This window comes from Streptomyces sp. NBC_01017 (assembly GCF_045162795.1).
Classification (GTDB): Bacteria; Actinomycetota; Actinomycetes; order Streptomycetales; family Streptomycetaceae; genus Streptomyces; species Streptomyces machairae.
The window spans coordinates 1,349,539-1,361,661 of the sequence record NZ_CP108683.1; the positions used below are offsets into that span (position 1 = coordinate 1,349,539).

Annotated in this window: 11 protein-coding genes; 4 read left to right on the forward strand and 7 right to left on the reverse strand. The window is 69.7% G+C overall.

Annotated elements, in window-relative coordinates; translation table 11 throughout:
- Window positions 1-1,590, forward strand: coding sequence for a mucoidy inhibitor MuiA family protein (locus OG331_RS06585; RefSeq protein ID WP_406192633.1), 1,590 nt, complete (start codon window positions 1-3; stop codon window positions 1,588-1,590).
- Between the two features lie 93 nt (window positions 1,591-1,683).
- Here OG331_RS06585 and OG331_RS06590 read toward each other — a convergent pair whose 3' ends face one another.
- Genes OG331_RS06590 through OG331_RS06600 form a run of 3 tightly spaced genes read right to left on the reverse strand, consistent with a single transcriptional unit; the run spans window position 1,684 to window position 3,232 of the window.
- Entirely contained in the window at window positions 1,684-2,349 is a 666-nt protein-coding gene (locus OG331_RS06590; RefSeq protein WP_406192636.1) for a dihydrofolate reductase family protein, read from the reverse strand.
- The gene (locus OG331_RS06595; RefSeq protein WP_406192639.1) at window positions 2,349-2,885 is read right to left on the reverse strand and encodes an SRPBCC family protein; all 537 of its coding nucleotides are present in this window, start codon (window positions 2,883-2,885) and stop codon (window positions 2,349-2,351) included. The genes OG331_RS06590 and OG331_RS06595 overlap by 1 nt, the downstream gene beginning before the upstream one ends.
- Window positions 2,882-3,232 (reverse strand): ArsR/SmtB family transcription factor, encoded by a 351-nt coding sequence (locus OG331_RS06600; protein ID WP_406192642.1) that lies wholly within the window; start codon window positions 3,230-3,232, stop codon window positions 2,882-2,884. The genes OG331_RS06595 and OG331_RS06600 overlap by 4 nt, the downstream gene beginning before the upstream one ends.
- A gap of 492 nt (window positions 3,233-3,724) precedes the next feature.
- Between OG331_RS06600 and OG331_RS06605 the strand changes: the two genes are divergently transcribed.
- Window positions 3,725-4,912, forward strand: coding sequence for a type III polyketide synthase (locus OG331_RS06605; RefSeq protein ID WP_406192645.1), 1,188 nt, complete (start codon window positions 3,725-3,727; stop codon window positions 4,910-4,912).
- 42 nt (window positions 4,913-4,954) lie between these two features.
- On the opposite strand, the gene OG331_RS06610 is transcribed toward OG331_RS06605, so the two are convergent.
- From OG331_RS06610 to OG331_RS06620, 3 genes are all read right to left on the reverse strand, one after another.
- Entirely contained in the window at window positions 4,955-7,111 is a 2,157-nt protein-coding gene (locus OG331_RS06610; RefSeq protein ID WP_406192648.1) for a SpoIIE family protein phosphatase, read from the reverse strand.
- A 333-nt stretch (window positions 7,112-7,444) separates the two neighbouring features.
- Window positions 7,445-9,163, reverse strand: coding sequence for an acyl-CoA dehydrogenase family protein (locus tag OG331_RS06615; protein ID WP_406192651.1), 1,719 nt, complete (start codon window positions 9,161-9,163; stop codon window positions 7,445-7,447).
- A 79-nt stretch (window positions 9,164-9,242) separates the two neighbouring features.
- A complete protein-coding gene (locus tag OG331_RS06620) occupies window positions 9,243-9,809 on the reverse strand; it encodes a PadR family transcriptional regulator (protein ID WP_406192654.1) in 567 nt (188 codons plus the stop codon).
- A 227-nt stretch (window positions 9,810-10,036) separates the two neighbouring features.
- On the opposite strand from OG331_RS06620, the gene OG331_RS06625 reads away from it, so the two are divergent.
- Together OG331_RS06625 and OG331_RS06630 are read left to right on the forward strand one after the other, a co-directional pair.
- Complete coding sequence (locus OG331_RS06625) at window positions 10,037-11,131, forward strand: YihY/virulence factor BrkB family protein (RefSeq protein WP_406209774.1); 1,095 nt, start codon at window positions 10,037-10,039, stop codon at window positions 11,129-11,131.
- A gap of 54 nt (window positions 11,132-11,185) precedes the next feature.
- Complete coding sequence (locus OG331_RS06630) at window positions 11,186-11,587, forward strand: DUF3662 domain-containing protein (protein ID WP_406192657.1); 402 nt, start codon at window positions 11,186-11,188, stop codon at window positions 11,585-11,587.
- 202 nt (window positions 11,588-11,789) lie between these two features.
- Here OG331_RS06630 and OG331_RS06635 read toward each other — a convergent pair whose 3' ends face one another.
- Complete coding sequence (locus OG331_RS06635) at window positions 11,790-12,074, reverse strand: RidA family protein (protein WP_406192660.1); 285 nt, start codon at window positions 12,072-12,074, stop codon at window positions 11,790-11,792.
- Between the last annotated feature and the right edge of the window lie 49 nt (window positions 12,075-12,123).

Sequence of the window (12,123 nt, forward strand, 5' to 3'; positions counted from 1 at the left end):
ATGCCCATGGACACAGACGCAGTCGCAGTCGCAGAGCCGGACACCCGGCCGATCCCCCTGCCCGTCACAGCTGTCACCTGCCTGGAGGACCGCGCCCACATCGAGCGGACCGCCGAACTCGACCTGAGCGCGGGTATCCAGCGACTGCGTCTCGGGCCGATCAGCGCACTCGCGGTCGACCGCACACTCCACGCGGAGCTGACGGGCGACCACCGGGCGACCGTCCTCGACGTGCGGATCGTCCGCACCTGGACACCGCAGGCGCCGCTGCCCTCGCCCGACGACTCCACCCTGCGCACGCGGATTCACGCCCTCGAAGAGGAACAGCTCGCCCTCGGCCATGCACGCGACCGGCTGCGCGCCCGCCTCGACCTCCTCGGCCGACTCGCCGCCGATCTGCTGCGGGACATCGCCGAAGGGACCGGCTACGGGGAGACGGACGAAGCCCGCTGGACCCGCGAACTGGACCGGATCGACGCCGAGCGCGACTCGTACGCCGAGCAACTCCGTGCCGCCGAAGCACGGTTGACGGCCCTCGCCAGAGAGTCGACGGAGGCCCAGCAGGCCATCGACCTCTCCGAGGAACAGCCCGCCGAATTGGTGGGCCATGTCGAGCTGACCGTACAGGCCGCAGTCGCGGAGCCGGTCCGGCTGCGTCTGACCCACCTCACCTCGTGTGCGCTGTGGCGCCCCGCCTACCGGGCCGTACTCGACGGGGAATCGCTGACGTTGGAGACTGACGCGATGGTCTGGCAGCGCACCGGCGAGGACTGGCCGGACGTACGCCTCACGTTGTCGACGGCGCGCTCCGCACTGACCACCGACCCGCCGCAGCTGACCGAGGACCGTCTCACCCTCAAGGATCGCTCGGCCGCGGAGCGCCGCACGGTCGACGTGGAACTGCGCGAGGAGGAGACCGCGGACCTCGGGCCGGCCCCGGTCCTCGGTCTTCCTGGAGTGGACGACGGCGGCCGGACGCGTGTACTGCACTCCCCCGCGCCCGTCTCCGTCCCCGCGGACGGCCGCGCCCACCGGGTACCGCTCACCGCCGTCACCACCACCGCGAGCAGCGAGTACTCCTCCTCGCCCGAACTGTCGCCGCTGGTCACCCAAGTCGTGCGGTTCGACAACGTCTCCGGCCACGCGCTGCTGGCCGGGCCCGTCGACCTGGTTCGCGGCAGCGGTTTCACCGGCCGCGGCACGCTGAGCTTCACCGCACCGGGTGCCCCTGTGGAGGTCGCCTTCGGCAGCCACGACGACTACCGGGTGATCCGGCAGGCCGAAGAGTCCCGCGACACTGCGACGTTGACCCAGCGAAGCGTGATCACCCGCACGGTCCGGCTGCATGTGTCCCGCTTCACCGCGCCCGGAGAACAGCGCGAGCAGGTCATCGCGCTTCGGGAGCGGATCCCGGTCTCCGAGGTCTCGGCGGTGGAGGTACGCCTGCGCAAGGAAGCCTGCGCCCCGGAGCCCGAAGCGGTCGACGCCGACGGCATCGCACGCTGGGACCTGCGTCTGGCGCCCGGCGGACACCGCACGGTCACCCTGGTCTACGAGATCTCGGCGAGCGGCAAGGTCGCGGGACTGTGAGCGGCCGTGCCCGCCCGGGACTCTCGTGAAGATGCCCCCCACTCCACGCGACTCGGGCCGTGGGGTGGGGCGCTGGCCGGCGTGGTGCGCGGGCTACCGCTTCCCGACGGTGTAGGTCAGGTGGGTCACCCGGGATGATGCGTCCGTGCGGGTCTGCTCGAGGGCGAGGCGGGCCGGGTCCACGCGGTCGAACAGGCGGATGCCGGTGCCGAACAGCACGGGCGCGAGGGTAATCGAGAACTCGTCGATCAGGCCGCCGTCCAGGTACTCCTGGATCGTCTCGGCGCCGCCGGCGATGCGGACGTCGCGGTCTCCGGCGACCTCGCGGGCCTGGTCGAGGGCGCTGGAGATGCCGTCGTTGACGAAGTGGAAGGTGGTGCCGCCCGGCCGCTCCCAAGGGTCGCGCTTGGTGTGGGTGACGACGAACACCGGGGTGTGGAACGGCGCCTCCTGAGGCCATGACGGCTCGCCGGCGTCGAACATGCGCTTGCCCATGACGCTCACGCCGGTGCGCTCGTACGTCGCCCGTGCGATGTCGTTGTCGAGTCCTTCCTCGCCGCCCTCGCCGAGCTTGAGGTTCTCCCTGAACCACCGCTGCGGGAACGCCCACGCCTGCAGTTCCGACCACTTCGCCATCCAGCGCTGGACCCTCGGGTCGTTCTGGCCTTCGGGCGAGAACACGTCCTCGACGGGCACGGCCTCCGGCGCCATGAAGCCGTCGAGTGACATCGTCACGCTGAAGAACACCTTCCCAGCCATCAGCCCTCCGCCCCCTTCGGTGTGGTCTCGTTGCGGGCGGTCTCGTTCGAGGTGAGTTGGGCGACGTGGTCCGCCAGGTTGCGCAACGTCTGCTCGCCACCCTCGATCGCGTGGTACTTCTCCACCGCCTCGTCGCGCAGTTCCTTGGTGGGGAACACCGTGCGCATCATGATCCGGGTCTCCTCGCCGGCCGGCTCGAAGGTCAGGACCGACTCGAAGGCGTTGGGGTCGTCGCGGGACTCGCCGTGCACCAGCGCGATCCGCTCCGGCGGGACGATCTCGGTCCAGGTGATCCACTCCTGGTAGTCGGTCCCGTCCGGCCCGTGCATCACGAAGTCCCAGACCCCGCCCGCACGGAACGCGAAGGACCGCGTCGTGGTCGTGAACCCGTCCGGACCCCACCACCGCGACAGGTGGCGGACCTGCGTGAACGCCTCGAACACCAGCTCCCGTGGGGCGCCGATGTCCCTGGAGACCAAGATCTCGCGGTCCGCTGTCGTGTGGTCATGCTCGCCACCGCCACTGGTCGTCGTCATCCGGTGGTTCCTCCCGTCTTGCCCTGTTTCAGATCTCGCACGTACTCGTCCAGCCGGTCGAAGGTCTCGTGCCAGAACTGTTCGAAGCCGCCCACCCACTCGTGGACCGGCCGTAGCCCGCGGGCGTCCAGGGCGTACAGCCGCTGCTTGCCCGCCCCGCGGACCCGCACCAGCCCGACCTCGCGAAGCACCCGCAGGTGTTTGGACGCCTGCGGCTGGGTCATCCCCAGGTCCCGCGCCAGTTCGGTCACGGGCCGCTCGCCGCCCCGCAGTAGCAGCAGGATCTCCCGCCGCTGCGGTTCGGCGATCGCGTTGAACGCGTCCGAGGTCGTCGCCGCTCGTGCCATGCAGCAATCATATGCCTATATCGGCATGCGTCAACGCGAGGGCCCTGCGCCCAACGGACGGCTCGGGCAGTGCGGCACATGGACGACCGCAGGAAGGTCCGTCGCCCATGCAGTGCGAGCGGTTGGACGGGCATCTGCTCGCGGGGATGCCGCTCGGCGATGCCGACGCCGTTTTCCGAACCGCGTGCGGAACTGGGGGAACTCATCGCGGTACGGCTCGACATCAAGGCTCGCCGACCTGACGGCGCGCTTCCGTCGTAGGTAGCGGTGTGTGCCGTGTCACGGATTCCAGTCCGCGCCTAAGTTGTCTGCATCACAGCGTAAATGTCCATTTAGCGCCAGGCTCTGAACGGACACAGACTCCCGAAGTGGGGCCCGTCTGCATGCTCTTGGGCGCGAAGTTCCTACGTGGCCCATGACACAGCACTTGTGGCCCTCCCCCTCGTTCCCCCCTCCCCTGTTCCCCCGTTCCCTCTTGGAAGGTGCCCCATCATGGCCGCTTACCTCTCGCCTCCTGCCGTGATACACGGCGAGCACGCAGTGAAGACCAGCCAGATCGTGGCCGAGGTGAGCGACCGGCACCCGGACGCGGCGTGGGCGCCGCGGGTCGACGGCATCGCGGCCAGTACGGGCATCGAGACCCGCGGGTGGATGCTGCCGTTGGAGACCGCCGTCGCGCCCGGCAGCGGCAGCGCCCTGCGGGCTGTCGGCGTCGAGCCGGCCCAAGAGGCGCTTGTGCGCGACGGGTTCGCACAGCAGGACGTGGACCGCGTGATCGCCGCCCTCGAAGCCATACCCGCGCCGCAGACCGTCCAGGAGCGCACGGCGCCGGCCTGGGAGGCCGTGCAGTCCTACGGGGAGCGTGCGGCGCGCGGGGCCCTGCAGACAGCCGGGTTGGACGCCTCGGACGTCGACTGCCTGATCACCAGTCACTCCACCACGCCGGCGCTGCCCGGACTGGACATGGCCCTGGCCAACAGGCTCCAGCTCCGCAGCGATGTGATGTTGCTGCCGGCCACGCAGTGGGCCTGCATCGCCGGGACCCGCTCCCTGGCGCTCGCGGCGGATCTCGTGGCCGCAGACCCCGACCGGGTGGTTCTGATCGTCATCTCGGAGGCGCTGAGCACGACGTACCAGCCCGCAGACGACACCCTTGAGTCGCTGATCGTCCGGTTGCTGTTCGCGGACACGGCAGTGGCCGCGGTGGTCACGGGCCGCCCGAGGCCCGAGTCGGTGCTGCGGCTGGACGCCGCCTGGAATCACACCCTGCCCGGCACCCAGGACCTGCACCGTCTGGAGACACGGTCGGACGGCACCCATTTCGTGATGGACCGGCGTGGACCGCGTGCGGTGCAGGAGACGGTCACGGCGATGTGGGACTGGCTGCGCGTGCGCTACCAGGACGACCCCGACTCCTGGCACCCCGACGTGCTGCTCGCCCACCCCGGCGGGACCCGGGTGCTGGAGTACATGGAGCAGACGATGCCCGAGGCGTGGCCGTCGGGGCTGCTGGACTACAGCCGGGACAGCTACACCAGCGGCAACCGCGGAGGCGCCGCCGTGTTCGACATCCTGCGGCGGGCGCATGACGCGGGGAAGCAGAAGCCCGGCAATCGCGCCGTTCTGTACGCGGCGGCGCCCGGTCTCACCGCCACCGCCCTGGAAGGGCAGTGGCTGTAGAACGGGGCCGCGCTACCCCGTACCGCGAGAACTCCAGCCGCTTCACCTCGCGACTTCCGCCCAGACGACCTTCCCGGTGTCCGTCCAGCGCACCCCCCACCGGGTGGTGAGCCTGTGCACGATGCTCAGGCCACGACCGCCGTCGTCGAGCAGGTCGCCCCGCTTCAGGCGTGGCCTGCCGTTGCCGGTGTCGCCCACCTCGCACAGCAGGCCGTTGCCGGCCCTGATCAGCCGTACCGTGATGGGACCGGCAGCGAAGCGGACCGCGTTCGTGACCAGCTCGCTGACCAGCAGCACGACCTTGTCCCGGGTGGCGTCGCTGATGCGCCATTGCGTCAGCAGCGCGAAGACCTGCGCCCGTGCGCGAGCGGGGGCGTCGTAGCGGGCGGCCAGCCGCAGGGTCGCCGTGTCCCCCTTGCGGTAGCCGATCATCCGCGCGAGCAGCAGGGTCACGTCGTCGCGCGGGTGCACGGGAGCCAGTTCGGAGACGACGTGCCGTGCGGCCTGCTGCAGGGTGTCCCAGGGGTGCACCGTGGACACGGCGGCGGCCAGCCTGTCGATGCCCTCGTCGATCGACAGGGCGGGATCCTCGACCAGACCGTCGGTGTAGAGAGCGAGCAGGGAGCCCGGGGCGGCGACGAAGGTGTGGACGTCGAACGGCTCCCGCAGCGCGAACTCGGCGCCCAGGCCGGGGTGAGGGCGCAGCGGGAGCGGGCCGGCGTGCCCGTCCGGGGTGATCAGGATCGGGGGGAGGTGGCCGGCGCTGGCCAGGGCCACGTGGTGGCTGACCGGGTCGTAGAGGGCGATGCAGCAGGTCGACCCGAGGGCGCTGTAGCCGGCCGTCAGACCCGACTCCGCGTCGTCCAGCAGCGTCACGGTCTCGTCCAGGTGCTCCAGTACCTCGTCGGGCGCGAGCCCCGCGGAGAGCAGGGCGCGGGCTTCCATACTCAGCTGGCCCATGGTTGCGGCAGCTCCCAGGCCATGCCCGACGACGTCACCGACCACCAGCGCGGTACGGCCGTCCGGCAGCGGGAAGCTGTTCACCCAGTCGCCGCCGACGCCGGCGCTGTCGGGGGTGGCGGGCTGGTAGACGCTGGCGATCTCGATGGTGTCGCCGCCGGTCCGCGGCAGGAGTCGGCGCTGCAGCGCCAGCACCTGCGTGTGCTCTCGTTGGTGCTGGCGAGCCAGGTCGACGTGGTGGGCGGTCCTGGCCACGAGTTCCTGCAAGTCGAACAGCTCGCTGTCGCGGAAGGGGCGGTCCGCCCGCCGCCAGACCTCCGCCACGCCCAGCACCAGGGGCGGCACGCCGTCCAGAACCAGTGGTATGCACGCCACACCCGCCGACCGGTCGACGGGCACGAGGGCACGCACGACGCGTGGGTTGTCGAGTACGCGCTCGATCGCCTCCCGGTCGGGTATGACGATGGTCTGCGGAGCATCGTTTTGCAGCACTGCCTGCGCCAGCAGGCGACTGGCGTCGCTGGGGAGGTCGCCGCCCGGTGTTACGTAGCCCTCGGGCCATGCCCGGTCCGGCACCAGGGCTGCCCGCCGCAGCCGGATGCGCCTCTGCACCTGCCCGGTGACTCCCTCACCCGTCCACACGGCGAAGTCGAGGTCGACGGCCGCCACGTCTCCCCAGGCCAGGAGGGACTCCGCCAGCGACTGCGCGGTCTCGCCGATGTCCAGGGAGGTGCCGATCGCGGTCTCGGCGGCGTACAGGTGCAGCCTCCTGGCCATGGCGATCATGGAGACGGTCAGGCCGTCCTCGGGCGCCGCGGCGGGCAGGATGCTCAGCGAGACCACCAGCTCCGACCCGTCCCTGCGGCGCAGGCGCTGGATTCGGGCGACGTGCGCCTCGCCACTCTCCATGACCTGCCGCAACCGCCGTGTGACCGTCGGTACGTCCCAGGGTGGCAGGAGATCGACGATCGGCTTGCCTGCCACGGCGTCCAGACCCGCGAACACGGGGGCGTCCAGGTTGGCGCGGGTGATCATCAAATCCCGGTCCACATTGACCGCGCCGAGGATCTGCTCCTGGTGACTGGCTGCCGGGTCGTCGGGTACGGGGTGGCGCGTGCTGCGGTCGCCCTGCGCGTCGGCGGGCCCGGCAGCCGCTCCACCGCGGGGGATGTAGCGCCCCAGGGCTCGGCTGACCAGGTGGAACGCCGAAGAGGATGAGCGGGAGGGTGTGGAGTCCATGCGACTCTCTCAGCAATCCCCGGCGCAGCACCGGGGCCGTACTCGGACCCGTGCGACGGGGCCCCGAGGTCCCTCACCGCACACCTCATTGAATAACACCGGCGGCGGCTTCGCCCACATCAGCGAATCGCGCGGTGAACCACGAAACGCTCTCACGAGACGTTTCGTCTCCCTCTCTTCCTCGCCGATGCGTTGCTGAGCAAGCGGGCGGGACATCGCCGGTACCCGCCGCGGCAAGGCCACGGCAGGTACATGGCGACGTCGGCGGTACGGGGCGTCACTGCTCCCGGGGACCATGCCCGTCACGTACCGACGAGCCCTCCGGGCGCCCCGTCACGGCGCCATCTCGTACGCCCCGGCCAGTGCCTCGACACGCTCCCAGACGCGTCCCGAGCGCGCTTCGTCGATCACGGGACGTCGGACGGCACCGAGCGCCCAACGCTGCTGATCCGCGGTGGCGGAGTCCTTGCCGTGCAGGTCGACGGCGAACGCGGAGAAGTCCCGGACGAGGACGGAGAACAGCTCGTCGAGGACGTCCTCGTCAAGGCCCGTCAGGCGGGCCTGCTCCAGGATCAGCTGGCCGTGCACCACGAGCGCGAACAGCTGGCCGACGGCGAGCAGGAGATCGAGGTCGCGGCTCTGCTCCTCGTCGGGGGCTGCGGTGGCGACGAACTCGCACAGGGCGTCGGCCTGCTCCCGGAAGCGGGCGACGTTCGGCACGCCGGCGAAAGCGTCGTAGGCCGGGCGCCAGTCGTGGAAGCGCACGGAGCCGAGGCCGCGGGCCGGTCCCTGCTCGAAGAGGAACGTGTCGTCGGCCGCGTCGAGGCGGGTCGGCACGGGCGCGAACTCGGCCGGGTTCAGGAGGTGGTTGCGCATGAACTTGAGGATCAGCGCGAGGTTGACGTGGACCGTGCCTTCGAGCTTGGGCAGCCCACGGATCTCGACGGCGGCCTGTGCGAAGTAGGTGTCCTTCTCGAAGCCCTTGGCCGCGATCACGTCCCACATCAGGTCGATGACCTTCTCGCCCTCCGTGGTCACCTTCATCTTCGTCATCGGGTTGAAGAGCAGGTAGCGGCGGTCGTCCGGCGAGGCGGAGCGGAAGTAGTCGACGGCGCGGTCGCTGAACAGCTTCATGCCGACGAGGCGGACGTACGCGTCGGCCAGCTCGCGGCGTACGTGCGGGAATGCGGTGACGGGGCGGCCGTACAGGATGCGGTTGTGTGCGTGGGTGACCGCCTCGTACATCGCGTGCTCGCAGATGCCGATCGAGGCGGTGCAGAGGTTGAACTTGCCGACGTTGACGGTGTTGAGGGCGGCGTCGAACGCGGCGCGGCCCGTGTGCAGGACGTCGTCCGGACCGACCGGGTAGTTGTCGAGGCGGAACTCGCTGACGTACTTCGAGGAGTCGACGACGTTCTTCACGAGCTGATACGCCGGGTGGCGGCTGTCGGCGGCGAAGAAGACGTAGCCGTCCGGGCCCTCGATGTCGGTGCGTCGGCCGAAGACCGAGACGAGCCCGGCGGCGTTGCCGTTGCCGATGTAGTACTTGGAACCCTCCGCCGTGAAGCCGCCGTCGCCGTCCGGCGTCAGCAGCATGTCGGTGGAGTAGATGTCAGCGCCATGGGTCTTCTCGGACAGGCCGAACGCGAACACCTCACCCTGGGTGAGGAGTTCCGCCGCGCGGGTGCGAGCCGCGGTGTTGTCGCTCTGCCAGACCGGGCCGAGACCGAGGATCGTGACCTGCCACGCGTACCAGTAGTCGAGACCGTAGAACCCGAAAATCTCGTTGAGGGCGGCGATCCGCGCCGTGTCCCAGCGCTGGTCCTTGTTCCCGGCGGCGGACGCCGGGGTGAGGAAGGTCGCGAACAGCCCTTCCTTGGCTGCGAACGCCAGGAAGTCGGCCAGCCAGGCGCGGGAGCGGTAGTCCTCGATGAGCCTGCGCTTGCCCCGGTCCTCGAACCAGTCGACGGTGGCGCGCAGCAACCTGCGGGTCTCGGGGTCGAACTGCGCCGGGTCGTACGTGCGCGGGTTGAAGAGGAGAGGGTCGGCCATGGAGGTCCGCCTTCCGAGGGTTGGGGGTTGAGGGTGCAGAACTGAAGGTCGAGGAGCGTGAGCGGCCGTGGCCGGCAGTTCAGGGGTGCGGGTCTGACGTGCCGAGCCGGCGGAGCGTGGCGAGTACGTCGTCGAGCCAGGCGACGGTCATTCGCTCGTACGCGATGCCGCCGCGCAGCACGACATGCTGGAGTTCCTGACCGGCGTCGAGCCGGGCGGGGGCCGCCGGTCCGGTGAAGTCGCGCTGCTCACCGGCGAGATAGTGCGTCAGCCGGTCGCTGTGCACCTGCCGATGCCGTTCGACTTCACGGATCAGCACGGACGGGTCGTCGAAGGCCGCGCCGCGGATCTTCACGGCGAGCTCGTGCCGGATGCTCTCGGGTTCGATCGATTCGTGCAGCCACCGCGAGAGGACGGCGCGGCCGGGCCCCACGACGGAGTACTCCTTCTTGTCCGGCCGGCTCTGCTGCGGCAATCCGCGAACGGCGAGCAGGCCATCGCTCTCCATGCGCTTGAGGACGCGATAGATCTGCTGGTGCGTGGCGGTCCAGAAGTATCCGATGGACCGGTCGAACCGCCGGGCCAGCTCATAGCCGGTGCCCGGCTTCTCCAGCAGGGAGACGAGGATCGCGTGCTCGAGCGCCATACCTCGATCTTTATATGCAACTCGTTGCATAGCCAAGTGGCGCCGCCCAGGTGAGACAGGGCTCACGCGAGGCGGTGGCCGTGCGCGATGGGCGGCGGCTCCCCCTCCGGTTCGGTTCGCCGCCCGTGAGGACGTCGGCCCGGGCAACACCGCGCCGGCATCCCGCAGTAGGGGCCGAGCCGGGTGACTACGTCGTTTGTGGTTACCCGCCGCGTATGGCGAAGCTCATGAAACCGGGACACAGACGCGAGGACGCTCACCTTGGCCGTGGCCCCACACAGGGCCCGGAGGGCGGCGCGCAGGAAGACCGCCCTGACAGGCACGCCCGCACGGGCGAGCAGGAAAGGTTCGGTCCGGGTCCGGACGTGGAACGCAAGGAGCCGGACACACCCGCCCGGATGACGAAGAAGTCGTGGCTGGCGGTGCTGCGCGGCACACTCAAGGAGTTCAAGGACGACGAGCTGACGGACCGCGCGGCAGCCCTGACCTACTACGGCATCCTGTCGCTGTTCCCCGCCCTGCTGGTGCTGGTGTCCCTGCTGGGAGTTGCCGGTCAGTCGGCCGGCAGTACGGTGCTGGACCACGTCCAGCAGCTCGCCCCGGGCGCCGCCCACGACGTGATCCGCGACGCGGTGCACCAGCTGCAGGGCACCTCCGGCATCGGGTCGATCATGGCGATCGTCGGCCTGGCCCTGGCAGTGTGGTCGGCGTCCGGCTACGTGGCGGCGTTCATCCGCACCTCCAACGCCGTCTATGACGTGCCGGAAGGCCGCCCCGTGTGGAAGGTTCTGCCGCTACGGCTGGCCCTGACGATCGTGCTGATGATCCTCGCGGTGCTCAGCGCCCTGATCGTGGTCTTCACCGGCGCCGTCGCCCGCCGAGCCGGCGACGTGCTCGGGGTGGGTGACACCGCCTTGACGGTGTGGTCGATCGCAAAATGGCCGGTCCTGGTCATCCTGGTGACCTTCATGATCGCGATTCTGTACTGGGCCAGTCCCAACGCGAAGATCCGCGGCTTCAAATGGATCACGCCGGGCAGCGTCCTCGCCCTGGCCATCTGGATGATCGCCTCCGCCGGTTTCGCGTTCTACGCGGCGAACTTCGCCTCCTACAACAAGACCTACGGCGCCTTCGCCGGCGTGATCGTCTTCCTGGTATGGCTGTGGATCACCAACATCGCCGTCCTGCTGGGCCTTGAGTTCGACGCCGAGACTGCCCGCCAGCGCGCCATCGCCGGAGGGTACCCGCCACAGGAGGAGCCGTACGTCGAGCCGCGTGACACCCGCTCGTGGAACGAGGAGGACCGGTGCCGCTTCGAGTAGGCGACGCGGGCGCTGCCGAGTGTGAGATGACGAGGACGAAGGAGTGACGAGCAGATGAGCACGCTCACCGGATGGGAACGGACTCTGGAGCGCGCCGGAGAGGCGCTCTGGGCACAGTTCTTCCGCAGGGACCCGGTCGAGTTGGTGGATGCGTTGCGGCGTGAATGTGACAGCAACGCCGTGGTGTGCAGTCAAAGCCGGGTCGTGGTCCCGAACGCGTACGACGTGGAACTGGCCGAACACGTCCACGATGAACTCGCCCGCAACACAGGCCAGGTGGGGCAGGCTCTCACCGACAGGCTGGCACAGCACGGCGAGCACCAAGGGTACGAATGGGCCGGACCGCTGGCTGTGCATGTCACCAAATCCTGCGACGTCCCCAACGGCCGCTACCGCGTGACGAGCACGGTGATGCCCAACGTCAGCGCCGAGGGTTTCCAGCCCTCGAACGTCTGAAGTCGGTGGCCGTCCGTCGCACGGAGATCCCGGGATGGACGCGGTCCTCGAAGGCATGGGCGCCAGGATGATCACCGTCGCAGCACCGGACTGGTCACCGCAGTCTCCAGGAAGCGGCCGACGGAACGAACCGTCCGGCCCCGGTGCCTCCGCCGGGGATCAGCGTGGCAGGCGCAGTCCCCGGCCGGCGGCCGTGTTGGTGTCAGCCCTGGTGGATGAGCCCGATGGCCTCTATCTCGATCATCCACGCGGGGTCGGCGAGCGAGGACACTTCCACGAAGGATTCCGCCGGATGGGGTCGTTCGGGGAAGTGTTCGGCGCGCAGTGCCGCGTAGACGTCCTGCTGGGTGATGTCGGTGACGTGGACCCCCAGTGAGATTCCGGCCGTCTCGTACCAGTCGGGATCGGCGCTGACGCGTTCGCGCTCGGTGACGGGCTTGGTGACGGACGCGGCTTGATTCCTCCGATGGCCTTGGTCACGGTGCACCGGTCGACGTCGAACACCTCGGCCAGGGCCGCGTGGGTGAGATCCAGCC